This window comes from Caballeronia sp. HLA56 (assembly GCF_054655155.1).
The window spans coordinates 2,113,326-2,139,420 of sequence record NZ_BAAHOB010000005.1 but is presented as its reverse complement, the minus strand read 5'-3'; the positions used below and the strand labels follow the sequence as shown (position 1 = coordinate 2,139,420).

General features: G+C 62.0%; 24 protein-coding genes. 17 read left to right on the top strand and 7 right to left on the bottom strand.

Translation table 11 applies throughout. The features are described from left to right. Positions 1-234 precede the first annotated feature (234 nt). The 3 genes from ppsA to ACYQ47_RS29585 all read left to right on the top strand — a co-directional run bounded on the left by ppsA (position 235) and on the right by ACYQ47_RS29585 (position 4,155). Positions 235-2,652, top strand: coding sequence for a phosphoenolpyruvate synthase (gene ppsA, locus ACYQ47_RS29595; RefSeq protein WP_244827775.1), 2,418 nt, complete (start codon positions 235-237; stop codon positions 2,650-2,652). A 94-nt stretch (positions 2,653-2,746) separates the two neighbouring features. Further along, entirely contained in the window at positions 2,747-3,178 is a 432-nt protein-coding gene (locus tag ACYQ47_RS29590) for an NfeD family protein (RefSeq protein ID WP_250464507.1), read from the top strand. Positions 3,179-3,225: 47 nt separating this feature from the next. Then, positions 3,226-4,155: an SPFH domain-containing protein gene (locus tag ACYQ47_RS29585; RefSeq protein WP_244827777.1), complete on the top strand. Its 930-nt coding sequence runs from the start codon at positions 3,226-3,228 to the stop codon at positions 4,153-4,155. 42 nt (positions 4,156-4,197) lie between these two features. On the opposite strand, the gene smpB is transcribed toward ACYQ47_RS29585, so the two are convergent. Beyond that, a complete protein-coding gene (gene smpB / locus ACYQ47_RS29580; protein ID WP_250464509.1) occupies positions 4,198-4,647 on the bottom strand; it encodes an SsrA-binding protein SmpB in 450 nt (149 codons plus the stop codon). A gap of 115 nt (positions 4,648-4,762) precedes the next feature. Here smpB and ACYQ47_RS29575 point away from each other — a divergent pair, with 115 nt between their 5' ends. Both ACYQ47_RS29575 and ACYQ47_RS29570 read left to right on the top strand, forming a co-directional pair. After that, on the top strand, positions 4,763-5,200 hold the full coding sequence (locus ACYQ47_RS29575; protein WP_459908262.1) for a type II toxin-antitoxin system RatA family toxin: 438 nt from the start codon (positions 4,763-4,765) through the stop codon (positions 5,198-5,200). Further along, a complete protein-coding gene (locus tag ACYQ47_RS29570) occupies positions 5,197-5,526 on the top strand; it encodes an RnfH family protein (protein WP_244827780.1) in 330 nt (109 codons plus the stop codon). Before ACYQ47_RS29575 ends, ACYQ47_RS29570 begins: the two co-directional genes overlap by 4 nt. Positions 5,527-5,536: 10 nt before the next feature. Here ACYQ47_RS29570 and ACYQ47_RS29565 read toward each other — a convergent pair whose 3' ends face one another. Beyond that, positions 5,537-6,511 (bottom strand): DMT family transporter, encoded by a 975-nt coding sequence (locus tag ACYQ47_RS29565; protein ID WP_459908260.1) that lies wholly within the window; start codon positions 6,509-6,511, stop codon positions 5,537-5,539. 210 nt (positions 6,512-6,721) lie between these two features. On the opposite strand from ACYQ47_RS29565, the gene guaB reads away from it, so the two are divergent. From guaB to guaA, 3 genes are all read left to right on the top strand, one after another. Continuing rightward, positions 6,722-8,182, top strand: coding sequence for an IMP dehydrogenase (gene guaB / locus ACYQ47_RS29560; RefSeq protein ID WP_244827782.1), 1,461 nt, complete (start codon positions 6,722-6,724; stop codon positions 8,180-8,182). Positions 8,183-8,209: 27 nt separating this feature from the next. Then, on the top strand, positions 8,210-8,998 hold the full coding sequence (locus ACYQ47_RS29555) for a hypothetical protein (protein WP_459908258.1): 789 nt from the start codon (positions 8,210-8,212) through the stop codon (positions 8,996-8,998). A gap of 159 nt (positions 8,999-9,157) precedes the next feature. Beyond that, positions 9,158-10,741, top strand: a complete 1,584-nt coding sequence (gene guaA / locus ACYQ47_RS29550) for a glutamine-hydrolyzing GMP synthase (protein ID WP_250508934.1) — start codon at positions 9,158-9,160, stop codon at positions 10,739-10,741. A 165-nt stretch (positions 10,742-10,906) separates the two neighbouring features. Here the strand turns inward: guaA and ACYQ47_RS29545 are convergent, their stop codons facing one another. The 5 genes from ACYQ47_RS29545 to ACYQ47_RS29525 all read right to left on the bottom strand — a co-directional run bounded on the left by ACYQ47_RS29545 (position 10,907) and on the right by ACYQ47_RS29525 (position 13,731). Continuing rightward, positions 10,907-11,302, bottom strand: coding sequence for a type II toxin-antitoxin system VapC family toxin (locus ACYQ47_RS29545; protein WP_244827785.1), 396 nt, complete (start codon positions 11,300-11,302; stop codon positions 10,907-10,909). Next, positions 11,299-11,565, bottom strand: a complete 267-nt coding sequence (locus tag ACYQ47_RS29540; RefSeq protein WP_244827786.1) for an AbrB/MazE/SpoVT family DNA-binding domain-containing protein — start codon at positions 11,563-11,565, stop codon at positions 11,299-11,301. Before ACYQ47_RS29540 ends, ACYQ47_RS29545 begins: the two co-directional genes overlap by 4 nt. A gap of 144 nt (positions 11,566-11,709) precedes the next feature. Beyond that, the gene (gene serB, locus ACYQ47_RS29535; protein ID WP_459908255.1) at positions 11,710-12,549 is read right to left on the bottom strand and encodes a phosphoserine phosphatase SerB; all 840 of its coding nucleotides are present in this window, start codon (positions 12,547-12,549) and stop codon (positions 11,710-11,712) included. A gap of 64 nt (positions 12,550-12,613) precedes the next feature. Further along, the gene (locus tag ACYQ47_RS29530; RefSeq protein WP_459908253.1) at positions 12,614-12,799 is read right to left on the bottom strand and encodes a hypothetical protein; all 186 of its coding nucleotides are present in this window, start codon (positions 12,797-12,799) and stop codon (positions 12,614-12,616) included. Continuing rightward, positions 12,766-13,731: a LysR family transcriptional regulator gene (locus ACYQ47_RS29525; protein WP_459908251.1), complete on the bottom strand. Its 966-nt coding sequence runs from the start codon at positions 13,729-13,731 to the stop codon at positions 12,766-12,768. The genes ACYQ47_RS29530 and ACYQ47_RS29525 overlap by 34 nt, the downstream gene beginning before the upstream one ends. 105 nt (positions 13,732-13,836) lie before the next feature. Here ACYQ47_RS29525 and ACYQ47_RS29520 point away from each other — a divergent pair, with 105 nt between their 5' ends. The 9 genes from ACYQ47_RS29520 to ACYQ47_RS29480 all read left to right on the top strand — a co-directional run bounded on the left by ACYQ47_RS29520 (position 13,837) and on the right by ACYQ47_RS29480 (position 26,064). Further along, on the top strand, positions 13,837-14,853 hold the full coding sequence (locus tag ACYQ47_RS29520; RefSeq protein ID WP_459908249.1) for a zinc-binding alcohol dehydrogenase family protein: 1,017 nt from the start codon (positions 13,837-13,839) through the stop codon (positions 14,851-14,853). Positions 14,854-15,009: 156 nt separating this feature from the next. Further along, positions 15,010-15,564 (top strand): DUF6013 family protein, encoded by a 555-nt coding sequence (locus tag ACYQ47_RS29515; RefSeq protein ID WP_250464526.1) that lies wholly within the window; start codon positions 15,010-15,012, stop codon positions 15,562-15,564. A gap of 626 nt (positions 15,565-16,190) precedes the next feature. Next, positions 16,191-17,099 (top strand): non-homologous end joining protein Ku, encoded by a 909-nt coding sequence (ku, locus tag ACYQ47_RS29510; RefSeq protein WP_459908246.1) that lies wholly within the window; start codon positions 16,191-16,193, stop codon positions 17,097-17,099. A 167-nt stretch (positions 17,100-17,266) separates the two neighbouring features. Next, a complete protein-coding gene (gene ligD, locus ACYQ47_RS29505) occupies positions 17,267-20,026 on the top strand; it encodes a DNA ligase D (RefSeq protein WP_459908244.1) in 2,760 nt (919 codons plus the stop codon). Positions 20,027-20,046: 20 nt separating this feature from the next. After that, complete coding sequence (locus ACYQ47_RS29500; RefSeq protein ID WP_370652107.1) at positions 20,047-20,355, top strand: hypothetical protein; 309 nt, start codon at positions 20,047-20,049, stop codon at positions 20,353-20,355. A 205-nt stretch (positions 20,356-20,560) separates the two neighbouring features. Continuing rightward, positions 20,561-21,190: a biliverdin-producing heme oxygenase gene (locus ACYQ47_RS29495; RefSeq protein WP_459908241.1), complete on the top strand. Its 630-nt coding sequence runs from the start codon at positions 20,561-20,563 to the stop codon at positions 21,188-21,190. Then, positions 21,187-23,553: an ATP-binding protein gene (locus ACYQ47_RS29490; RefSeq protein WP_459908239.1), complete on the top strand. Its 2,367-nt coding sequence runs from the start codon at positions 21,187-21,189 to the stop codon at positions 23,551-23,553. The genes ACYQ47_RS29495 and ACYQ47_RS29490 overlap by 4 nt, the downstream gene beginning before the upstream one ends. A 22-nt stretch (positions 23,554-23,575) precedes the next feature. After that, positions 23,576-24,040: a response regulator gene (locus tag ACYQ47_RS29485; RefSeq protein WP_244827795.1), complete on the top strand. Its 465-nt coding sequence runs from the start codon at positions 23,576-23,578 to the stop codon at positions 24,038-24,040. An 86-nt stretch (positions 24,041-24,126) separates the two neighbouring features. After that, the gene (locus ACYQ47_RS29480) at positions 24,127-26,064 is read left to right on the top strand and encodes a hybrid sensor histidine kinase/response regulator (protein ID WP_244827796.1); all 1,938 of its coding nucleotides are present in this window, start codon (positions 24,127-24,129) and stop codon (positions 26,062-26,064) included. Positions 26,065-26,095 lie beyond the last annotated feature (31 nt).

Here is a 26,095-nt window from a genome sequence, read left to right as displayed (position 1 = left end):
AACCTGTTCGATAAGCAATTGCGTATGGATTGATTGGGATTTTCGTCAAAACGAGGTTGCTTCGCTTATTTTTGCTTCAAAGAAGCATGAATCCGAGCAGTTTCAGACGTCCCTATCCATACCGCGATGGCTTATCAAACAGGTTGTACGAGATGCGTCTCGCGCTTCCAATGAGCGCCGCCGCATATGAGCCCACTCGTGCGATCGTGAATTTCATCCACCTTAGGGGCTTGTATGACTAACGCAGTTAATGTTGCGAACGATGTCGCAAAGGATCAGGCGTATGTAGTTCCATTCGAGCAGTTGCGAATGACCGACGTGGAAATCGTCGGTGGCAAGAATGCGTCGCTCGGCGAGATGATCAGCCAGCTTTCCGAAGCCGGCGTTCGCGTGCCCACGGGCTTTGCCACAACTGCACTCGCGTTTCGCGATTTCCTGCATCACAACAATCTGACCGAACGCATTGCGAAGCGTCTGGAGACGCTCGACGTCGACGACGTGAAGTCGCTCGCCGAAGCCGGCAAGGAAATCCGCCAGTGGATCGTCGACGCGCCCATGCAGCCGCGTCTCGAAGACGAAATCCGTCGTGGGTTCGACGTCCTTCAGAACAGCTCGCCCGAAGAGCTTTCGTTCGCCGTGCGTTCCTCGGCGACCGCTGAAGATTTGCCCGACGCATCGTTCGCGGGTCAGCAGGAGAGCTATCTGAACGTCGTCGGCATCGAAGACGTGCTCGACCGCATGAAGCACGTGTTCGCGTCGCTGTACAACGACCGCGCCATTTCTTATCGCGTCCACAAGGGCTTCACCCACGCTGAAGTCGCGTTGTCGGCGGGCGTGCAACGCATGGTCCGTTCGGACGTGGGCGCAGCGGGCGTCATGTTCACCATCGACACGGAATCGGGCTTCAAGGAAACCGTGTTCATCACGTCGAGCTACGGTCTCGGCGAAACGGTGGTGCAGGGCGCGGTTAATCCGGACGAGTTCCACGTCTTCAAGACCACGCTCGCGCAGAACAAGTATCCGATCATCCGCCGTTCCATCGGCTCGAAGCTCATCAAGATGGAGTTCACGAAGGCCGGCGAAGCGGGCCGCGTGAAGACGGTGGACGTGCCGCACGAGCAGCGCAACCGCTTCTCCATTTCCGATGAAGACGTGATCGAGCTCGCGAAGTACGCGGTGATCATCGAGAAGCACTATCAGCGTCCGATGGACATCGAGTGGGGCCGCGACGGTCGCGACGGCAAGATTTTCATTCTTCAGGCGCGTCCGGAAACGGTGAAGAGCCAGGCCGCGGGCAAGGCCGAGATGCGTTTCAAGCTGAAGGGCCAGTCGAACGTGTTGACCACGGGCCGCGCAATCGGCCAGAAGATCGGCGCGGGTCCGGTGCGCGTGATTCACGACCCTTCGGAAATGGAACGTGTGCAACCGGGCGACGTGCTCGTCGCCGACATGACCGACCCGAACTGGGAACCGGTGATGAAGCGCGCATCGGCCATCGTGACGAATCGCGGCGGGCGCACGTGCCACGCGGCAATCATCGCGCGTGAATTGGGCGTGCCGGCAGTGGTTGGCTGCGGCGACGCAACGGACTTGCTGAAGGACGGCGCGCTCGTCACGGTATCGTGCGCGGAAGGCGACGAAGGCAAGATTTACGACGGCCTGCTCGAAACCGAAGTGACCGAAGTGCAGCGCGGTGAACTGCCGAAGATTCCGGTCAAGATCATGATGAACGTCGGCAATCCGCAACTTGCGTTCGACTTCTCGCAGTTGCCGAACGCGGGTGTGGGCCTGGCGCGGCTCGAATTCATCATCAACAACAATATCGGCGTGCACCCGCGGGCTATTCTCGAGTACCCGAATATCGACGCCGATTTGAAGAAGGCCGTTGAAAGCGTTGCGCGCGGTCATGCGTCGCCGCGTGCGTTCTACGTCGACAAGCTGACCGAAGGCATCGCCACGATCGCGGCGGCGTTCTATCCGAAGCCCGTCATCGTGCGTCTGTCCGACTTCAAGTCGAACGAGTACAAGAAGCTGATCGGCGGTTCGCGCTACGAGCCGGACGAAGAAAATCCGATGCTCGGTTTCCGCGGCGCATCGCGCTATATCTCGGACGACTTCGCCGAAGCGTTTCATATGGAATGCATCGCGCTGAAGAAGGTGCGTGAAGACATGGGACTCGACAACGTCGAGATCATGGTGCCGTTCGTGCGCACGCTGAAGCAGGCGGAGCGCGTGGTCGGTCTGCTCGACAAGTTCGGGCTCAAGCGCGGCGTGAACGGCCTCAAGCTCGTGATGATGTGCGAGGTGCCGTCCAACGCGATTCTCGCCGAAGAATTCCTGCAGTTCTTCGACGGCTTCTCCATCGGTTCGAACGACTTGACGCAGCTTACGCTCGGGCTCGACCGTGACTCCGGCATGGAACTGCTCGCCGCCGACTTCGACGAACGCGACGAAGCCGTGAAGTTCATGCTGAAACGCGCAATCGAGACGTGTCTGCGGCTCAACAAGTACGTCGGCATTTGCGGTCAGGGCCCGTCGGATCACCCGGACCTCGCCGAATGGCTGGCAAAGCAGGGCATCGAATCCATGTCGCTGAACCCGGACACCATCATTGACACCTGGCAGCAATTGGCGACTACTTTGTCAAAATAAGTAAGCCGTGCCTTTCCGTGTGCTGACGGAGAGGCGCATCATGCTATAAAAAACACCCCGGACCTTTCCGGGGTGTTTTCGTTTGGAGACGAGCATGGCGACGAATGGACTGATCTGGTGGATCGCAGCCGGTGCGTTGATCGTAACGGAGTTGTTTACCGGCACGTTCTATCTGCTGATGATCGCGCTCGGGTTGATCGCGGGCGGTCTTGCGCATGCAATGGGCGCGTTGCCGCACGTGCAGTTCGGCGTGGCGGCGGTCGTCGCGCTGGTCGCGGTCGCCGTGTTGCGGCGTTCGCGTTTCGGCAACTGGAAGCGGCGCGACGCCACGCGCGATGCGGCGGTGAATCTCGACATCGGCGCGACGCTCGAGGTCGACGAATGGCGCGATGGCCGCGCGCGGGCGATGTATCGCGGCGCGCAGTGGGACATCGTGCTGGCGCCGGGCGAGTCGGAAACGGCGCGCTGGTATCGCATCACCGCGCTCGACGGCAGCCGGCTCGTCGTTGCCGCAAAAGGCTCCTGAGCGCAAACCGGTCGAAACTCGATCAACAAGAACCCAAGGAGTAGAAAATGATTTTCGCGCTAGTCTTGCTCGTCATCGCAATCGTGATTGTGGTGAACACGGTCAAGATCGTTCCGCAGCAGCATGCATGGGTGCTGGAACGTCTCGGCCGCTATCACGCGACGTTGACGCCGGGCCTGAACATCGTGCTGCCGTTCATCGACCGCATTGCGTACAAGCACGTGCTCAAGGAGATTCCGCTCGAAGTGCCGAGCCAGGTCTGCATTACGCGCGACAACACGCAATTGCAGGTGGATGGCGTGCTGTACTTTCAGGTCACGGATGCCATGAAGGCGTCGTATGGATCGAGCAACTTCGTTTTTGCCATCACGCAGCTATCGCAGACGACGTTGCGTTCGGTCATCGGCAAGCTGGAACTGGACAAGACTTTCGAGGAGCGCGATTACATCAACCAGAACATCGTCGCTTCGCTGGACGAAGCCGCGTCGAACTGGGGCGTGAAGGTGCTGCGCTACGAGATCAAGGACCTGACGCCGCCGAAGGACATCCTTCACGCGATGCAGGCGCAGATCACCGCCGAGCGCGAGAAGCGGGCGTTGATCGCGGCATCCGAAGGGCGCAAGCAGGAGCAGATCAACATTGCTTCCGGCGCGCGCGAGGCGGCGATTCAGAAGTCCGAGGGCGAGCGTCAGGCGGCGATCAATCAGGCGCAGGGCGAGGCAGCGGCCATTCTCGCGGTGGCCGAGGCGAACGCGCAAGCCATCGAGAAGATCGGCGCGGCGATTCAGACGGCGGGCGGCATGGAAGCGGTGAACCTCAAGGTCGCCGAGCAGTATGTCGGCGCGTTCGGCAATATCGCGAAGGCGGGCAACACGCTCATCGTGCCGGGCAACATGTCCGACATGGGCTCGATGATCGCATCGGCGCTCGCTATCGTGAAAGGCGAGGGCGGGGGCGGCATCATCAGGAAGAGCTAAAGCAGAAGGGGCGCTTTCGGGCGCCCCTTTTTGCATGCGGAATCAACGCGCGGCCGTTCGCATGAGACGCGCGCGTTCGCGGTCCCAGTCGCGCTTCTTCTCCGTCTCGCGCTTGTCATGCAGCTTCTTGCCCTTGGCAAGCCCGATCTCGCATTTCACGCGGCCTTCCTTGTAGTGGAAGTTGAGCGGCACGAGCGTATGCCCGCGCTGCTCGACCTTGCCGATGAGCTTGTCGATCTGATCGCGATGCAAAAGCAGCTTGCGCGTGCGTACCGGGTCCGGGTTGATATGCGTCGAGGCTTCGGGCAGCGGGCTGATATGCGTGCCAATCAGGTACAGCTCGCCTTGCTTGATGACGACGTAGCCTTCCTTGATCTGCCCGCGGCCCGCGCGCAGCGCCTTGACTTCCCAGCCTTCGAGCACGAGACCCGCCTCGAAGCGTTCCTCGATGAAGTAATCGAAGAAGGCTTTTCTGTTGTCGATGATGCTCATGAATGGAAAGTGCCCAACTCGTTTAAAATCACAATTTTAGCAGCGCGCCGTCTGTGGGACGATCCCATGCGTCCAGCGCAGTTGCCGCCCAATCAAGCCACCCGCCGCGCCCTTTATGGCAGACGTCCAAAAAACAGTATTGATCCGCCATTCAGCGGAAGAAATGTTCGACCTCGTCACCGATGTCGCCGACTACCCCAATTTTCTGCCGTGGTGCGGCGGCGTGGAGATCGGGCGGCAGGACGAGAGCGGCATGGAAGCGAAGATCGACATCAGCTTCAAGGGCATCAAGCAGCACTTTGCCACGCGCAACGTGCAAAAACGTCCGACCAGCATCGATATGGTGTTCTTAAGCGGCCCTTTCAAGAAGTTCACGGGCTATTGGCGCTTCACGCCCCTGCGCGCGGACGCCTGCAAGATCGAGTTCGCGCTCCACTACGAGTTCTCGAACCTCATTCTGGAGAAGCTGATCGGGCCGGTGTTCAGCCATATTGCCAACACCTTCGTCGATTCCTTCGTGAAGCGCGCGGATCAACGGTACGGCAAGAAATGAGCCTTCGTATCGACGTTTGCTACGGTCTTGCCGATGGCGCGAGCTTTCTCGCGCACCTCGATCTGCGCGAAGGTGCGACGGTGCGAGAGGCCATTGAAGTGAGCGGGGTCTTGAAGCAGCATCCGGAAATCGATTTGTCGACACAAAAGGTCGGCGTGTTCGGCAAGGCCCAGCCGCTCGATACGGCGTTGTCGGATTTCGATCGCGTGGAGATTTATCGGCCGCTCAAGGTCGACCCAAAAACCGCGCGCTTGCGCCGGGTGGCGAAGACACGCAAGGCCGGTTCGATCGAAGGCCGCAAGTGGCAGTCGAAGGATTCGCGTTAGCCGGCGCCTTTCAATGCGCAGGCGCTTCCTTGCCGACGCGAGGCGTCACGACGCTGTGCTGACGCACCGACCAACTCACGCCCGCAGTCAGCAAAGCGATGGCGCAGAGTTCCGGCACGCGCGGCCAGCGGCCATCGTAGACAAAGGCATAGAGCAGCGCGAAGAGCGTTTCGAACGCAATCAGCTGACCGGACAGCGTCAGCGGCAAGCGCTTGGACGCCGCGTTCCACAAGATGTTGCCGACCCACGAACCGCCCGCCGCCAGGGCAAAACTCACGAGCCAGAACAACTGCCAGCGTTCGGGCGACACGGCGGCCTGCACGCTGCCTGCGGGCAACATCCACATGATCGCGCCGAGGATTGCGCCCAGCACGCCCGTCACGATTCCCCACAGCACCGACCATTCGTTGCCATCGAAACGATGGTTCGCCTGCACGTAGCGCGCGTTGACGACCGCATACCAGGTCCACGCGGCGAGCGCCCCGAGCGCGCATGCGAGGCCGGCAAGACGTGTCGGCACGCTGCTCGTCTCGACGCTGCCATGCTGCAAAAACACGTCGCGAAACACATCCAGATTGATGCACGCGATGCCCGCCAGGATCATCGACAACGGCCCGGCGAGGCGCCGCAATTCCACCGCGCCATGATCGCGCCGCCCCGCGAGCGTGACGGTGACGGGCAGAATGCCGACGATCAGCGATGTCGGCGCGACGCCGACCAGTTGCACCGCGCTTGCAAGCAGCATGTAGTAAAGAAGGTTGCCGACGAGCGCCAGTTTTACGAGCGCGAGGAGATCGGCGCGCGTGAGCTTGGTCATCAACCGCCGCGCGATAGGTAGCGCCACCGCGAGCGACACGGCGCCATACATCAGATACCGTCCGACGCTCAAAGCAAGCGGCGAGAAATCGGGCAACAGCCGCGGCGCCAGAAAAATGAAACCCCAGATTGCTCCGGCCGACATTCCGTACATCACACCGCGCTGCATCCCGACTCCCTGACCCGCGTCCATTCGATGTAGGCGAGGGTAAAGGCGCGCGCCAGCCACGTCTTGTCTAATTCTGCATATGCCAGGAGCGGTCAGAACGCCCGCACGCCCGGCCCATAACTTGCGTGCGTTCGGGCTAAGCCGCTGTTCGGGCAGTGAAAACCCGAGGAACTATCGGTATAATCTGCTTTTGCGCCCATAGGATTTGCCATGCGTCTGATCCAGAAAGCACTCACGTTCGATGACGTGCTCCTCGTGCCTGCGTTCTCCAGCGTACTTCCGCGCGATACCAGTCTGAAATCCCAGCTGACTCGCAACATCTCCCTGAATATGCCCCTCGTGTCCGCCGCCATGGACACGGTCACCGAAGGCCGGCTTGCCATCGCCATGGCGCAGATGGGCGGCATCGGCATCGTTCACAAGAATCTCACTGCCAAAGAGCAAGCGCGCGAAGTCGCCAAGGTCAAGCGCTTCGAGTCGGGTGTGGTGCGCGACCCGATCACCGTGCCGCCGGAAATGCGCGTACGCGACGTCATCGCGCTCACGCAGCAGCATGGCATTTCGGGCTTTCCTGTCGTGGAAGGCGCGAAGCTCATCGGCATCGTCACTAACCGCGACCTGCGCTTCGAAGAGCGCATGGAAGAGCCCGTGCGCAACATCATGACGCCGCGCGAGCGCCTCGTGACGGTCAAGGAAGGCACGCCGCTCGCGCAAGCCAAGGCGCTGATGCATAGCCATCGCCTGGAACGCGTGCTCGTGGTCAATGACGCGTTCGAACTGCGCGGCCTGATGACCGTGAAAGACATCACGAAGCAGACCGAGAATCCGGACGCGTGTAAAGACGAAGACGGCAAGCTGCGGGTGGGCGCGGCAGTGGGCGTGGGCGCGGACAACGAGGAGCGCGTCGAGCTGCTCGCGGCGGCGGGCGTGGACGTGATCGTCGTCGATACCGCGCACGGCCACAGCCAGGGCGTGCTCGAACGCGTGCGCTGGGTGAAGCAGAACTACCCGAAGGTGCAGGTGATCGGCGGCAACATCGCTACGGCGGCTGCCGCCAAGGCGCTCGTCGAATACGGCGCGGACGCGGTGAAGGTCGGTATCGGTCCGGGCTCCATCTGCACGACGCGGATCGTCGCGGGCGTGGGCGTGCCGCAGATCACGGCAATCGCGAACGTCTCTGAAGGATTGCGCGGCAGCGGCGTGCCGGTGATCGCGGACGGCGGCGCGCGCTTCTCGGGCGATGTCGCCAAGGCGCTTGCGGCTGGCGCGAACGTCGTCATGATGGGCAGCATGCTCGCGGGCACGGAAGAGTCGCCCGGCGACGTGTTCCTGTTCCAGGGCCGCCAGTACAAGGCGTATCGCGGCATGGGTTCAGTCGGCGCGATGAAGGACGGCGCGGCGGACCGCTACTTCCAGGACAACTCGGCGAACATCGACAAGCTCGTGCCGGAAGGCATCGAAGGCCGCGTGGCCTACAAGGGCTCGGTCAACGCCATCCTGTTCCAGGTCATCGGCGGTGTGCGCGCGAGCATGGGTTATTGCGGCTGCAGCACCATTGCCGAGTTGCACGACAAGGCTGAGTTCGTTCAGATCACGGCGGCCGGCATGCGCGAGTCGCACGTGCACGACGTGCAGATCACGAAGGAAGCGCCGAATTACCACGTCGACTGAACATATTGACTAACCCGGGGATCGATCATGAAACCGTTGCTGCGGGCCGTGCTGATCGTCAATGCGCTGATCTTTCTGGCGTTCGGCGTATTGTTCCTGCTGACGCCGTGGACCGGCCTGTACGCCGCGCTGCAACTCGACCCCATCCTCGTTCAGCCCGCCTTCGCCGGGCAATTGCTCGGCGTGGCGTTGCTCGGACTGGCGTGGCTTTCACTGCACGCGGCTATCGACGGCGCGTTGACGGCGCGGGCTGCAAGAGTTTCGGGCCATGTGGAGTGGCTTTCCGGCGTGATCGTGCTGGTCTGGCTGCTTGGGTTGCGCACGCCGGAAGTGGCCGGCTTCGGGCAGGTGAGCGCAACGCTCGTTGGCATCGTGCTCATGGTGCTAGGTCTTGGCAGCGTGCGTTTGTCGTCGGCCGTGCGGCGGCGTGAGCGTCTGGCGGCGGCAGGCAAGGCTTCGGCCACGCGGGCAGAACAGAAGGCGGCGGACAAGCGCGAGCAAGGCATACCGTTGGACACCGCGACACGTCCGTTGGCGCGCGCGCCGGAAGCTACGGCCATCGATCCAGTTTCAGGCCGCACGGTCGATTCGTCCGGGCGTCCGCTTGATACCGCGACGCCGCTGTCTCGCACGCGTATGGACGGCGGCGCGGTCGATCCGGTCACGGGCCGCACGTTCGACCCCGTCGGTGGCCGCGAAATCGATCCGGTGACGGGCAAGCGCATCGAGCCTGTAATCAGCGGCGTTATCGATCCGGTCACGGGCAGACGCGTCGATCCGCTGACCGGTGCAGATGTGCGCCAGACGCCGCTCTGATGGCGTGCAGACGGCAGATCATCGTCGGGCAGTACCGCAGTAAGACAAGCACGGTCGGCCTTTGCGCCGACCGTCGATTTATTGGCAGCCGGACTTCGCGCGAGATTCGCGCGCAGCCGGCACAAGACCCATTCGTTCACTTAGCCTTTGGCCGCAGCCATGCACGACAAAATCCTGATCCTCGATTTCGGCTCCCAAGTCACGCAACTGATCGCGCGGCGCATCCGCGAATCGCACGTCTACTCGGAAATCCATCCGTACGACGTCGATGAAACCTTCATCCGCGAGTTCGCGCCGAAGGGCATCATCCTGTCGGGCGGCCCGAACTCGGTCACCGAGGCGGGCTCGCCGCGCGCGCCGCAGGTTGTGTTCGATCTCGGCGTGCCGGTGCTCGGCATCTGCTACGGCATGCAGACGATGGCCGATCAGCTTGGCGGCAAGGTCGAACTCGGCAGCGTGCGCGAATTCGGCTATGCGGAAGTGGCTGCGCTCAACCACACGGGCTTTCTTGAAGGCATCGAAGACTTCAAGAGCGCCGAGGGCGAGGCGATGCTGAAGGTGTGGATGAGTCACGGCGACAAGGTCGCCGACTTGCCGGCCGGCTTCAAACTCATGGCCTCGACGCCTGCGTGTCCGATCGCCGCGATGGCCGACGACGACCGCCGCTTCTACGGCGTGCAATGGCATCCCGAAGTCACGCACACCGTGCAAGGCCGCGCGATGCTCGATCGCTTCGTGCTTGGACTGTGCGGCGCGAAAGCGGACTGGGAGATGGGCCATTACATCGACGAAGCGGTCGCGAAAATTCGCGAGCAGGTTGGCAGCGAGCATGTCATTCTGGGCTTGTCGGGCGGCGTGGATTCGTCGGTGGCGGCGGCGCTGTTGCATCGCGCGATCGGCGATCAGCTGACTTGCGTGTTTGTCGATCACGGCCTCTTGCGTCAGAACGAAGCCGAGCAGGTGATGTCCACGTTCGCCGATCACCTTGGCGTGAAGGTCATCCACGTCGATGCGAGCGCGGAGTTTCTCGCGAAGCTCGCGGGCGTGACGGACCCGGAGGCGAAGCGCAAGATCATCGGCGCCGAGTTCGTCGAAGTGTTCGATGCGGAATCCCAGAAGCTCACGGATGCCAAGTGGCTCGCGCAGGGCACCATTTATCCGGACGTGATCGAATCGGCGGGCAAGGGCAAGAAGGGCGCGCATACGATCAAGAGCCATCACAACGTCGGCGGCTTGCCGGAGACGCTGAACCTGAAGCTGCTCGAACCGTTGCGCGAGCTGTTCAAGGACGAAGTGCGCGAGTTGGGCGTGAAGCTTGGTTTGCCGCACGCGATGGTGTACCGCCATCCGTTCCCGGGACCGGGACTTGGCGTGCGTATTCTCGGCGAAGTAAAGCGCGAGTTCGCTGACCTTTTGCGTCAGGCGGACGCGATCTTTATCGAAACGTTGCGCAATACCATCGACAAGGAAACGGGCAAGTCGTGGTATGACCTCACGAGCCAGGCGTTCGCGGTGTTCTTGCCGGTGAAGAGCGTTGGTGTCATGGGCGACGGGCGGACTTATGAGTATGTCGTTGCCCTGCGCGCCGTGCAAACGCTGGACTTCATGACTGCGCATTGGGCGCATCTGCCGCATGAGTTGCTTGGGCATGTGTCCAATCGGATCATTAACGAAGTGCGGGGGATTAACCGGGTGGTTTATGACATCTCGGGGAAGCCGCCAGCGACGATCGAGTGGGAGTGAATCGACGTGTCTTTATGGGCCATCGCCGGGTAATTAACCCTTTACGAACCGGCGGACGATGCCCTGACAGCTGAACAATCTTGGGTGGCGCGGGATCAAAGCTTTTGGGAGGGGACGGGTTGACAAGCCCGTCGCTGCCTTGAGCTCTATGCTGGAGTGCCACCGCTAGAGCAGGCGTGCAGCTTGCCCTTGCTTCGTCAGCAGTGATACCGCTTTTTTGTCGAAAGAAACGAAGGTCTCCGCCCCAAGCCAGCTACCATCGTAGGCGATGACCCCATCAGCAAAATCTCCGCCCGCATCCAGTAACGCAAGTCCTGCCTCGGCGCCCGGACGATTAACCACGACATTGCTTGTGCTCAACAGCGTGCGAATTGCGAAAGCGATATCCGCACGAGTAACGCCGTATTGGCCGCGCAGCACCCAAACAACCTCGCATAGCGTTTGCAGGCTAACCGCCACCATGTCGGCCGTATCCAAAAGTGCGACAGCGCGCGTTGTTTGAATTGCGTCATCGTCCACAATGGTGCGAAGCAGGACGTTCGTGTCAGCTGTCACCTTCATGCCTTGCCAGCCCCTCGGGTCGCGCCACAAGCGGCAATCGCGTCGTTAATTTCCTCGATAGTTAATCGAGCGCCGTTCGTCTTGCCCTTAAGAATGCCCCGCAGTTCCCGAAATGAACCCTTTGTTTGAGCGGCCGTCAATTCGGCCCGGCCGTCCGGCAGCAGGTTCAACTCGATTCTCTCGCCGGGCTTGATACCCAAGTGCTGCAGTACCTCTTTCCGAAACGTGACCTGGCCCCGCGCGGTGACCGTCAGTGTGCTCATGAGATACCTCCATAGTTGATGATCGATTGTAATGCAAAACTGCATTACAATCGAGTTTGAGACAGCGTCAGCGCTGCCACTTCCACTGGCACAAACAAAACCGGCACCCTGAGGTGCCGTTTCTCGGCTTTACGGACTTTGCTTTCAAAACAACCTCAACAACCCATCCAGCCCAACGAAATTAAACGCGAGACTAGCCGCCTCCCTCACCACCGGCTTTGCGCGAAACGCCACCGACAGACCCGCTTCCGCCATCATCTTCAAATCGTTGGACCCATCGCCCATGGCGATCGCGCGTTTCGGATCGATGCCGAGCTCCAAGCACGTCTCGCGCAGCGTGCGCGCCTTGACATCCGCGTTGACGATCTCGCCTAGCACCTTGCCCGTCAATTTGCCATCGACGATTTCGAGCGTATTCGCGCGCGTGTAGTCGAGGCCGAGTCGCGCTTTCAGCCGCTCGGTGAAGAACGTGAATCCGCCCGACACCAGCAGCGTTTTCAAGCCCGCTGCCCGCGCGCCGGCGAGCATGCGTTCCGCGCCCGGCGACAACTGCAGACGCTCGTCGAACACGCGTTGCAATGCGGTCGCCTCCAGTCCCTTCAACAGTGCGACGCGGCGCGTGAGACTCTCGTTGAAGTCCTTGATCTCGCCGCGCATCGAGGCTTCCGTGATCGCCGCGACTTCCGCCTTCAGCCCGCAGAAATCCGCGATCTCATCGATACATTCGATCGTGATGAGCGTCGAATCCATATCCATCGCGACGAGGCCGAAGTCGGTCAACTTCGCGTTTGCGTCGATGAACGCGTAGTCGAGCGCGTGCGTGCCGCAATAAGCGTCGATGTCGGCGCGTTGCAGCGGATCGGCATCGGTCAGGCGCAAGAGCGTGTCGTCGATACGCTGCGTTTCGCGCGAACGGGCGAGGGCGGCGAGCGGCTTCAGATGCGCATCGGAGATAAGACTGGGGCTTTGAATGACGAGGTTCATCGCAGGCGGATTGTGATAGGCGCAAAAACCAACATTGTACGGGCCACACGCGAGTGAAGACCGGCTAGCCTGTTCCAAAGCCAAAGCCAAAGCCAAAGCCAAAGCCAAAGCCAAAGCCAAAGCCAAAGCCAAAGCCAAAGCCAAAGCCAAAGCCAAAGCCAAAGCCAAAGCCAAAGCCAAAGCCAAAGCCAAAGCCAAAGCCAAAGCCAAAGTCGACTACCGCTGCACGCTTGCCGGATCGACGTCCCAATACGGCGGCTCGCCGAAGCGCTCGGCCAGAAAATCGATGAAAGCCAGCGTCTTCGGCGGCACGAACGCGCGACTCGGATACACCGCCCAAATCGCGACCGTCTGCGCGCACGGATAATCATCGAGCAGCGTCACGAGTTCGCCGCTCGCGAGCAGCGGCGCCACGCTCCACGTCGACTTCAACGCGATACCGACGCCCGCCGCGATCGCGTCCCGGATCACTTCGCCGTTATCGGTCACGATGCGCCCCGACACGCGTACATCGATCACGCCCGTCGGCGTATGAAAGCTCCAGTCGCGCTGGTCGGATAGGATCACGCACTCGTGCTCCGCAAGCTCGGCCGGGTGCCGCGGCCGGCCATGCGCCTCGATATACGCAGGCGACGCGCACAGCACGCGCCGGTTGCTCGCCAGCTTGCGCGCGACGAGCGTCGAGTCCTTCAACGCGCCGATACGAATGGCGAGATCGATGCCCTCATCGACGAGATCGATGATCTGATCCGTCATGCGCAGCTCGATGCTCACACCCGGATACAACCGCAGAAACGCCGGAATCAGCGGCGAAACATGCTGACGCCCAAGCGACGACGGCATGGTCACCCGCAGCCGTCCGTGAGGCCGTTCGCGTGCGCGGCCCACCGATGCACGCGCGGCCTCGGCGGCATCGAGCAGTTCACGCGCGTGGGCCGCGAAAATCTCGCCTTCCTGCGTGACGCTCACGCGCCGCGTCGTCCGATGCAAAAGCCGCGCGCCGAGCATGCGCTCCAGCCCCGCGATGCGCGCGCTCGCCACCGCCGGCGAGAGGCCGAATTCACGCGCCGCCGCCGACAAACTGGCAAGCGCCGCCGCGCGCACGAACAAGCCGACGTCGAGCAGATCGAGACGTTCGCGCGCGTCGGAATCGGCGTGGCTGGCAAGCGGTTCGCTAATCATTCGATGGATTTCCCAAAAAATGTTTCAACGATTATGACGGTTTTACGGAACGCCGGCGGCGGCTAAGATGACTACACCTCATGCAATCAAACACGGAGCTCAAACATGAAAGCCATTGGACTGACTCGCTATCTGCCGATTTCGAATCCCGAATCGCTCGTCGACATCGAGCTCGACAAACCTGCAACTTACGGGCGCGACCTGCTCGTGAAAATCGAGGCGATCGCCGTCAACCCCGTCGACACGAAAGTGCGCGCGCCGAAGGACAAGACCGAGGCCACGCCGCGCGTGCTCGGTTGGGACGCGGCGGGCGTCGTCGAAGCGGTCGGCGCCGAGGTCACGCTTTTCAAGCCGGGCGATGCCGTCTATTACGCAGGCGACATCACGCGGCAAGGCGCGAACAGCGAATTTCATCTGATCGACGAACGCATCGTCGGCGCGAAGCCGAAGTCGCTTGATTTCACGTGCGCGGCGGCGTTGCCGCTCACGACCATCACCGCATGGGAAGCGCTCTTCGACCGCCTGAACGTGTCCGCCGAAGGCAAGGACGCGGGCAAGACGGTGCTGATCATTGGCGGGGCGGGCGGAGTGGGTTCCATCGGCATTCAGTTGGCCAAGCAGGTTGCGAAGCTGAACGTGATCGCCACCGCATCGCGGCCGGAATCCGCGCAATGGGCGAAGGAGCTGGGCGCGGATCACATCGTCAATCACTTCGAGGACATCCCTAAGCAGCTGAAGGACGCGGGCTTCCCGCAAGTCGATTTCGTGCTGATCTTCAACGACACCGACAAGCATTTTCCGGCAGCGGCGGAAGTGATCAAGCCGCAAGGCGGCATCTGTACGATTGTCGAGAATGCGAAGCCGATCGCGGTCGAATTGCTGAAGGCGAAAAGCGCGGCGTTCCACTGGGAGTTCATGTTCACGCGCGCGATGTTCCATACGCCCGACATGATCGAACAACACAAGCTGCTCACGGAAGTGGCGCGGCTGATCGACGCAGGCGCGATCCGCACGACGCTCGGCCGTGACCTCGGCAAGATCAATGCGACGAATCTGCGCGAGGCGCATCGCCTGCTGGAAGAAGGGCGCGCGATCGGCAAGCTCGTGCTGACCGGTTTTTGACCAACTTCAACGAAGCGGGCCATCGTTCAAGTGCACACGGGTTTTCCATTAGGAGACCCGGGCATGCTCGGCGCTAGACTGATTTCGCCTTCAGTCATCCGGCGCGTCGTTCGCGGCGCGCCGGAATTCCCCAAGCGTTTAAACGGAGGTGCCGGCATGAATCGTCGCCCGAATTTCAGTCGCATCGTTTCAGCGTTCGCGCTCGCGTTGGGCGTGATGGCGAGCGCGCATGCGACGCCAGGCATCAAGGTTCTCTCCGAAGCGCCCAATGACGGGCCGATCAAATACAGCGTGAAGATGGTGTCGAAGAGCTTCGGCAACGAACAGGAAACGCGCACCATCCGCTCGGGGCAGAGCGACGACTTTACCTGGCAGGGCGCGGCGCCCGCTGGCGCGCAGCCAGTGCCGGATGGCTGTCCGCAGGCGGCATCGGTGCCGCATAGCGCGGACGGCGCGGCCGTGCGCCAGGTGCAGATTCGCTTTGCGCCGGTCATCGCGGATAACGGCGCGGCGAATGTGCAGATCAGCTTTCGAGCTTATGCGCCGAAGGGTGTGAATAAGGTCACGGTCGGCGGCAAGAGCTTGCAGTGTCCCGTCGATAATCGCTTCAGCCAGGTCGTGCGGTTTTCCATGTCGACTTCGACCGGCTCCAAGAAGACCGTTACGCTCGATGATGGAACGCAACTGACGATTACGGCGAGTCGGAAGTAGGGCGCTGATGGCGCGGGCTTGTTTCGCGCTGATCGTGACTCGCTGCTTTGATCGGCATGCAGACGGCGGGGCGGTGGCTTATGCATCGGCCCCGACGATGATCTCAGTGCAATCGGTCCGCGTGCGTCTCAGGTGAGGTCAACGAGGCTCTTGCCAGAGGCGACGTCGCGACCGCATGCACAAGCGCACTCAAGCGCACTCAAGCGCACTCAAGCGCACTCAAGCGCACTCAAGCGCACTCAAGCGCACTCAAGCGCACTCAAGCGCACTCAAGCGCACTCAAGCGCACTCAAGCGCACTCAAGCGCACTCAAGCGCACTCAAGCGCACTCAAGCGCACTCAAGCGCACTCAAGCGCACTCAAGCGCACTCAAGCGAAGCAACTAACCGTCCATTTCCTCGCCATCTAACTACTTCGACGTACACCGCTGTCACCGATACATCTCCGTAAAGCTTACAGCCAGCAGCGCCATCCGCGGATCAGATCCAACAACGCAATCAAAGCCCGCCGCCAACCTACCTGATTTGGCACGCTTCCTGCGGTACACCCCGATGCCCGCTTCAAACGCAGCTTTCAACCGCGCGTGAAGCGCACCCCATCGACCGTTCCGCCAGCGAGGTTTCGCGATGCCGCACATGATCTGGAAGGGTGCGATCAGCTTCGGGCTGGTCCACGTGCCCGTGCAACTGTATCCCGCCACGCAGTCGGACAAGGTCGGCTTCAATCTGCTCGACAAACGCTCGATGGACCCCATCGGCTACAAGCAGATCAACAAGAACACCGGCAAGGACGTGACACGCGACAACATCGTGCGCGGCTTCGAGTACGAGAAGGGCAAATACGTCGTGATGACCGATGCCGAAATCCGCGCGGCCAATCCCGAGTCGACTCAAACGGTCGATATCCTCGCTTTCGTCGATGCCCCCGAAATCTCGTTCCTCTCGCTCGACACGCCGTACTATCTCGCGCCCGATCGGAAAGGCGAAAAGGTCTATGCGCTCCTGCGCGACGCCTTGAAAGACACAGGCAAGGTCGGCATCGCAAGCGTCGTGCTGCACAACAAGCAGCATCTGGCCGCATTGATTCCCGTCGGTCCCGCGCTTGCGCTCAACACCTTGCGCTGGGGCGACGAAGTACGCGATTTCAGCGACTTCAAGTTCCCCGATGAAGACACCAAGAAAGCGGGCGTATCGCCGAAAGAACTCGACATGGCCAAGCGCCTGATCGACGACATGAGCGACTCGTGGGACCCGACGAAGTATCACGACACCTTCAAGGACGACATCATGGCGCTCGTCGACCGCAAGGTGAAGGAAGGCAAGGTCGCGGAAGTCATGAAGATCGACGAGGGTAGCGGCGGCGAAGGCAAGGCATCCGCCGATATTCTCGACCTTTCCGAACTGCTCAAGCGCAGCCTGAAGAAGGGCGGCGCGGCGCCGGCCAAGCGCGGCGCGGCTGCATCGAAAGACGACGATTCGGGTGAAGAACCCGCCGCGAAGCCCGCGCGCAAGGCTACGCGGCGCAAACGTGCCTGAAGCGTGGAGCGTGCCGGCCGCGCCGATGACGCTGCGCGGCGGCCCGTTACGCGGTCTGATGAAGCAGACAGAGCGTGGCGACTAACCCCGCAACATCGGCGACGTTTGACGCAATCACACACAGCACCACGACTACCAAGCCTCCCATAAACGGAGCCACGAAAACGATGGCCGGCAAACTCGAAACCTATCAGCGCATGCGGCGTTTCAACGAGACGCCGGAGCCGTCCGGGACGCAGAAGGCTGCCGCGAAGAAACGCGCAGCCAAAAAAGCCGCCGCGGTCGAGACGCTCTCATTCGTGATCCAGGAACACGATGCGCGCCGCTTGCACTACGACTTTCGCCTGGAGCTCGACGGCAGCCTCAAGTCGTGGGCCGTGCCGAAAGGCCCGAGTCTCGATCCGACGGTCAAGCGCCTTGCGGTTCATGTCGAAGATCATCCGATCGATTACGGTTCGTTCGAAGGCGATATCCCCGAAGGAAATTACGGCGCGGGCAGCGTGATCGTCTGGGATCGCGGTCGCTGGGCGCCGCAAGCCGGCAGCTTCGACGAAGCCCTGGCCGAATATGAAAAAGGCAAGCTCAAGTTCGTGCTCGATGGCGAAAAGCTGCAAGGCGGCTTCACGCTCGTGCGCAGCCACATGCGCGGTAGCGGCGACAAGGAACAGTGGCTACTCATCAAGGAACGCGACGACGAAGCGCGTCCCGAAAGCGAATACGACATCCTTCTGAAGCGGCCCGGCAGCGTCTTGTCGGAATCGCTCGGCGCGCGGGGGAAGAATGGCGCGGTCGTCGAGCGCACCGAGCGCAAGACCAAGCCTGCCGCCAAGAAAGCGGCCACCAGAAAAACCGTCAGCAAGACAGCGAATGGGCGCGAGCATCCGGATATCGTCGCGAACCGGAACGCGGAGTCGTTGCGCACGCTCTCGCATGACCCGGCGATAGAAGGCGCGGTCAAGGCCAAGCTGCCCGCGACCTTCAAGCCGCAACTGGCCACACTCGTCGATACCGCGCCGCCCGGCGAAGACTGGGCCTATGAGATCAAGTTCGATGGCTATCGCGTGCTCGTGCGGATCGAGACGATCAAGGGCAAACGCGATATCCGCATTTTCACGCGCAACGGCAACGACTGGACGGCGAAGTTCAGCAAGCAGGTGAAGGCGCTCGAAGCACTCGACATAGAAGACGGCTGGCTCGATGGCGAAGCCGTCGTGCTCGACGATCGCGGCCTGCCGGACTTTCAGGGTCTGCAAAACGCGTTCGATGTCGGACGTCCGCAAGATATCGTCGTGTACTTCTTCGATCTGCCTTATCTGAACGGGTACGACTTGCGCGAAGTGCCGGTCGTGCAGCGCCGCGCCATTCTGAAGGCGATCGTCGAACCGCTCGCCGATCCCGTGCTGCGCTACTCGGAAGACTTCGCTTTTCACGCCGACGATCTCCTCAAAAGCGCCTGCGACATGGCGCTGGAAGGGATCATCGGCAAGCGGATCGACTCGACTTATGTCTCCGGACGCAGCGCGTCGTGGATCAAGCTCAAGTGCCGGCGCCGGCAGGAGTTCGTGATCGGCGGCTATTCGGAACCGGCGGGCACGCGCGGCGAGTTCGGCGCGTTGCTGCTCGGCGTGTACGACGCCAAGGGCAAGCTGCAATACGCGGGTCGCGTCGGCAGCGGCTTCGATCACGCCACGCTCACCGCCGTAAAGAAGGAACTAGACAAGCGCGAAACCAAAAGCATGCCGTTTGCGAGCGAGCCGCAGGAGCGCAGCCGCACGCCGGTGCATTGGGTCAAGCCCGAACTCGTGGCGGAATGCAATTTCGCGGAATGGACCAAGGAGCGCATCGTGCGACAAGCATCGTTCGTCAGTCTGCGCGACGACAAGCCGGCCAGGCAGATCGTCAAGGAAGAAGCGGTATCGGCGCAAAAGGTGGAAGACGAGGGCGCGCCGAAGAAGACGGCTGCCAGGAAAACCGCCGCGAAGAAAGCGCCCACGAAAACCGCGGCCAAAAGCAAATCGGCCGCCGAGGTCGAAGGCGTCAAGATCAGCCATCCGGATCGCGTCATCGACAAGTCCACGGGGCTTCGGAAAATCGATGTCGTCGAGTATTACGCGTCGGTCGCTCAATGGATGCTGCCGCATCTGCACGACCGGCCCGTGTCCCTCGTGCGCGCCCCGGAAGATATCGGCGGCGAATTGTTCTTTCAGAAGCACAGCGCGAGGCTCGCGATTCCGCACATCACGCAGCATGCGGATATCGATCCGGGACATCCGCCGCTGCTCACCATCGAATCGGCGCAAGCGCTCGTCGGCACGACGCAGATGGGGACGATCGAACTGCATACGTGGAACGCGCTGGCGTCGAACATCGAGAAACCGGATCGCATGGTGTTCGACCTCGACCCCGGCGAAGGCGTCGGCTGGAAGCGCATGGTCGAAGCCGCGAAGCTCACGAAGGAACTGCTGGCCGAACTCGGACTGACTTCGTTTTGCAAGACGAGCGGCGGCAAGGGCTTTCATGTGGTCGTGCCGCTCGCCAAACAGTCGGGATGGGACGAAATGAAGGGCTTCTCGCAAGCCGTCGCGCAGCATATGGCGAGTACCTTGCCCAAGTTCTTTTCCGCGAAGATGGGCATGCAGAATCGCAAGGACAAGATATTCATCGACTATCTGCGCAACAACCGCGGATCGAGCACGGTGGCGGCGTTCTCGTTGCGCTCGCGGCCGGGACTGGGCGCTTCGATGCCTATTGCCTGGGACGAAATCGACGAGGTCACGAGCGGCGATCAATGGAACATCGGCAACGTGGCCGAGCGCATGAATTCATTGCGCGCCGACCCGTGGGCCGACTACGCGAAGGGCCGCCAGCGTCTTACAGCGGCAATGAAAAAACAGCTTGGCATCGACGCTAAAAGCAAGACCAAGTGAACGCATCAAGGAGAGGGACCATGAAGCCAGTCAAGACAGCACCCGAAAGCGCGCCCGAACGCGGCCGCGAAATGTCGAGCAAGGACGAACAGACGCAAGTGGACGACGATTCATCGAACGCGGCGCTGCCGCACGAGGCGGATCAAAGTGTCGACTCGCAGGATGAGCACGAGCCGCGCGAAGTCGGCAAGCAGGCGCATGACGATGTAAAGCGCGGTCTCGTCGATACCGACCGGCGCGGCGGCGGCGCGTATCAGGAAGCCACGCAGCGCGACGATCACGCGAACGAGAATAGCGGCGGCGGCAGCGGCGGCCGAGGCGCGAATTGAACCAGATGGTGAAACCACGAGTCTTGCACTGACATTGCGTGAGACGGTTGCGTAAAATGATTTTTGTTTCGAAAGCAGAACACGTCGATCATGCGTTTTCTACCGGATCATTCAGTGCCGCGCGTTTCATCCGGTAAGCGCTTCCGATGCAAGCCTCGTTTGCTTGCTTGAACATCCATAGCGTCCTCAGCCAACCCGACGGAACATGCCCCAAGATCTATTGTCCCGGCTCAAGAAGGAAACCGCCGTATGCCATACGCGGCTCGAGAACGCGCTCGACCTCATGCAGGACAGCCTGCAACGCGCCGAATACATTGCGCTGCTCGAACGCTTCTACGGCTACATCGCGCCGTGGGAAGACGTCGCGGGCGCGCAGATGCCCGAGTCGCTGCAAGTATTTTTCGATGAGCGCCGCAAGGCGCCGCTCATCGCCGCCGATCTCGCCGTGCTCACCGGCGAGCGCGTGCCCGTGGGTTCGGTCCCGCGTGCTCACGCGCTTTACGATCTGCCGCAGATCAAGAGCGTCGCGAGCGCGATCGGCTCCATGTACGTGATGGAAGGTTCGACCCTGGGCGGGCGTTTCATCGCGCCGCATATTGCCAAGCTGCTTGATCTCGAACCCGGTTTCGGCAACGCCTATTTCGAAGGTTACGGTTCGCACACCGGCAGCATGTGGAACGCCTTCCGCACGACCGCCGCGGCGACGGTGCCCGAGGCGCAATACGACGAAGCCGTGCATGCCGCCATCGCGACCTTCGAGAGCATGCAGGCGTGGCTGTGCCCGGAATCCGCGGAGGTCGAAGACCTTCAGGCCGTGAGCGGAGTGGCCACATGAGCGAGGCGGCAAGCGGACCAGCCGGTTCTGCGTCCTTTCACGGCGACTCGCAAGGTCCGCCGGATGCCGTCGCGCGCCGCCTGACGCTCGACTCCGGCATTGCGAGCAAGGACTGCGACGCCGAGCCCATCCATGCACCCGGTGGCATCCAGCCGCATGGCTATCTGCTCGTGCTGGACGACGCTCTGCGCATTCTGCAGGCAAGCGAGAATCTGGCTGCGCTCACGGGCCGCGACATCGAGACGCTGCCTGGCGAATCGCTCGAAACAGTGCTGGGCGATGTGGGCGCGAAGCGCATTGCGAAAGCCGCCGCGACGGCGGAGATCGACGACGCGCCGCTTTACGTCGGCCCGGTGGATGCCGCCAAAGCGGACCATGCCTCCGTGCGCCTGGATGTGACGGTGCATCGCCATGAAGGCGCGCTCATCGTCGAGATGGAAACGGCCGCAATCGGCGACGCCGCTTTCGCGTCCATGTATCCGCTCGTGCGCACGTTCGCGCGCGGTTTGCAGGATGCCGGCACCGTGCAGGAACTCGCGGAACTCGCCGTGCAAGAAGTCCGCGCGATCACCGGCTTCGGTCGCGTCATGCTTTACAGCTTCGACGAGGAAGGCCGCAGTCATGTTCTCGCGGAAAATCGCGACGAAAGCTACGCGTCCTTTCTGCATCAGTTCTTTCCGGCTTCCGACATTCCGCGTCAGGCGCGCGCGCTGTATATGCGGCACCGGATTCGCCTCGTCGCCGATGTGAACTATCGCCCCGCGCGCCTCGTGCCGGCGCTCAATCCGCTGACCGGCCGCCCGACTGACCTCACTTACGCCACGCTGCGCAGCTTCTCGCCCGTGCATCTGGAATACATGCGCAACATGAACACGCATGCGTCGATGTCGGTATCGATCGTCGTGCGCGGGCGCTTGTGGGGCCTCATTTCCTGTCACGATCACGATCCGCGCATCGTGTCGTTCAATACGCGGCTGGCGGTCGAACATCTGGGGCACATGCTGTCGCTGCAGATCGAGGCAAAGGAAGAGCGCGCCGAGGGCGAATATCTCGCCGAACTGCGTCGCACGATGGGCCGTCTCGTCAGCGCGATGGGCGAGCACACCAATTTCGTGGCCGGCCTGCAGGCGGCGCCGAAGGACGTGCTGGGCTTCGCGCGTTCGGCGGGCGCGGCTATCGTCTTCGATGAAAACGTCACGCTCATGGGCGCGACGCCCGATGAAAACACGGTGCGCGCGCTCACGCACTGGCTCGCGGAAAACACCACGGGCGTGTGGGCAAGCGACTCGCTCGCGCGCGAATGGCCGCCCGCCAAGGCGCACGAGGACAAGGCGTGCGGCGTGCTCGCCGTGCCGGTATCGCAGATTTTTCGCAACTATTTGCTGTGGTTTCGCCCCGAGGTGATGCAGACCATCAAGTGGGCGGGCGAGCCGGTCAAGATTCGCGACGCGGAAGGCGCCAGCGCCCCGCGCACGAACTTCAGTCCCTGGCTCGAAACGGTGCGCGGGCATTCCGCCATGTGGCGTCAGGGCGAGATCGAAATCGCCAACGAATTGCGCGGCGCGCTTCTGAATATCGTGCTGCGCCGTGCCGAGGAACGCGCGGAACTCGCGACCGAACTCGCACGCGCGAACAAGGAACTCGAAGCGTTTTCGTATTCGGTATCGCACGACTTGCGCGCGCCGCTGCGCCATATCGCGGGTTACGGCGACCTGCTGCGCGAACTGGAAGGCGAGCGCATGTCGGAAAAGAGCCGGCGGTTTTTGAACAACATGCTGGATTCGGCGCGCTTCGCGGGCACGCTCGTCGACGATCTTCTAACCTTCTCGCAGATGGGCCGCGCGGCGCTCAGACCCGCTCCGGTCGACCTGAACCAGCTCGTCGGCGTGATCGTGCGGGAGTTCGAAATGGATGCCTCTGAGCGCCGGATCGAGTGGGTCATCGGCGATCTGCCGCGCATCACGGGCGACGCCGCCTTCCTGCAACTGGCGCTGCGCAACCTCATTTCGAACGCGGTGAAATATACGAGAACGCGAGAATCGGCGAAAATCGAGATATTCGCCCAGAAAAGCGGCGACGAGTACATCGTCGGCGTACGGGACAATGGCGTCGGCTTCGACATGAAATATGGAGCCAAGCTGTTCGGCGTGTTCCAGCGGCTGCACCGCGCGGAGGAGTTCGAGGGCACCGGTATCGGCCTCGCCAACGTGCGGCGGATCATCGAACGGCACGAGGGACGCACGTGGGCGGAAGGGCGGCTCGGAGAAGGCGCGGTATTCTATTTCTCCCTGCCGGTCGTGTTTCGACATGTCACGGGCCGCGAAGGCGTCCGCCTGGGTTCCGGCGCGCCGTCGGGAACCTGAATATCAGCGTCAATACCAGACCATGCTTAAACCGATTTTGCTTGTCGAAGACAATCCGAACGACCTCGAACTCACGCTCGTGGCGCTGGACAAAAGCCAGCTTGCGAACGAAGTGATCATCGCGCGCGACGGTCAGGAAGCTATCGACTATCTCACTTGCGAAGGCGACTGGAAGGAGCGCACGCCGGGCAATCCCGCCGTCATTTTGCTCGACTTGAAACTGCCGAAGATCGACGGGCTCGAAGTGCTCGACACGATCCGCTCGACCCCGGTTCTGAAAAGCGTGCCTGTCGTCATGCTCACGTCCTCGCGCGAAGAGCAGGACCTCGTGCGCAGCTATGAACTTGGCGTCAATGCTTATGTAGTCAAGCCCGTGGAGTTCGCGGAATTCGTCGAGGCGATCAGCGATCTCGGCGTGTTCTGGGCCGTGCTCAACGAGCCGCCGCCGGGTTCCACGCGCTTTCGCCGACCGCCGTCCGCGCAATGACCGACGTGAACCTCGTGAACTTCGTGACTGCCAATATCGACCGCATCGTGCGCCGCCGCGCGTTTTCTCGCGAGGCCGCCTAGACCATGCAGCCCCTGCATCTGCTTCTCGTGGAAGACAACGCACTCGATGCGGAGCTGACCATCGCTCAGCTCGAGCGCGCCGATTACGCGGTGGATGCGTCCATCGTCTACGACTCGGCGAACTTCATCGCGGAGCTCGCCGCCAAGCGCTTCGACGTGATCCTCGCGGACTTCGTCATGCCCACGTTCTCCGGCATCGAGGCGCTGAGCATCGCGAGCGAGCGCGCGCCGGATACCCCGTTCATCTTCGTGTCCGGGCTGCTCGGCGAAGAACACGCCGTCGACATGCTCAAACGCGGCGCGACCGACTATGTGCTGAAGCAGCGTCTGCAACGGCTGCCCGCGGTGGTGCGCCGCGCCATGCGCGAGAGCGACGAGCGTGCGCAACGCATTGCGGTGGAGCGCGCGCTGCGCGAGACGGAGACGCACTTTCGCATGCTGATCGACGCGTTGAAGGACTACGCCGTCATCACGCTGGACCCGGAAGGGCGTATTCGCACGTGGAACGCGGCGTCGGAGCGCATCCTCGGCTTTCCGGCGCAAGACGTGCTCGGCCAGAGCGCGAGTATCTTCTATAACCAGGAAGACCGCGAAACCGGCGTATTCGAGGACGAACTCGACATCGCGCGGCGCGAGGGCAGCGCCAGCGACGACCGCTGGCTGTGGCGCAAGGACGGCCACTCGTTCTTCGCCTCGGGCGTGACCACGGCCATCCGCACGGAAAACGACGAACTGATCGGCTTCTCGAAGATCGTGCGCGACGCCACCGACGCGCACATGGCCGCCGATGCCTTGCGGCTCGCCAAGGATCAGGCGGAATCCGCGAATCGCGCGAAGGACCATTTCCTGGCGGTGCTGTCGCATGAATTGCGCACGCCGCTCACGCCGATTCTCGCCGCCGTGCGTCTGCTCGAAATGAAGCATTCGCTGTCGCACGAGGCGCATCCCACGCTTGAACTGATTCGCCGCAATGTGGAACTGGAGGCGCGTCTGATCGACGATCTGCTCGATCTGACGAGCATCGCGCGCGGCAAGCTGAGTCTGAATTTCGCGAGCGTCGCGCTCGATACCTTGCTCACGAGCGCACTCGACATGTCGGAAGCCGACATGCGCGCGAAGAATCTCACGCTCGACACGCGCTTCGACGCGCACCAGTTCGTCGTTTTCGGCGATGCCGCGCGGCTTCAGCAGATCGTCTGGAACCTGATGAAGAACGCGGTGAAGTTCACCCCGGCGGGCGGGCGGCTCGAAGTACGGACGTGGAATCCGGATCGCGCGACCATCGCGGTATCGGTGACGGATAGCGGCATCGGCATCAGCGCCGAAGCATTGCCGCGCATTTTTTCCGCGTTCGAACAGGCCGACGATTCCATCACGCGTTCCTTCGGCGGGCTGGGCTTGGGCCTGGCTATCGCCAGCACGCTCGCGCAGAAGCATGGCGGCACGCTCTCGGCCTACAGCGAAGGCCGCGATGCGGGCGCGCGTTTCACGCTCACGTTGCCGCTCGCGAAAATGGAGCCGCAGCACGAGGCCGAGCCGCTCGTCGAGGCAAAGCGGCACGAACACGGCCGTTCGCTGCGCGTATTGCTCGTGGAGGACAACGAGCAGACTTCATCGGCGATGGCGGAAGTGCTGGAGATGCTCGGTCACGTCGTTACTGTCGCCAGCACGGTGGCAGTTGCGCTCGAACGCGCGAAAGAGGCGTCGTTCGATCTTCTTGTGAGCGACATCGGCTTGCCGGATGGCACGGGTCTCGACATCGCGCGCGCGTGGCGCGAGCTGCAGCCCGACAAGCCCGCCGTGGCCATCACGGGCTACGGCATGGACGAAGACATTCGACGTTGCCGGGAAGCAGGTTTTCGGGATCATCTGACGAAGCCCGTCAACTTTTCGCGGCTCGAAGGGCTCATTCAGACGCTGGCCGAAACGCCGGACGCCTGAGCTGCAAAAAAATCCGGCCGAAGTCCGGATC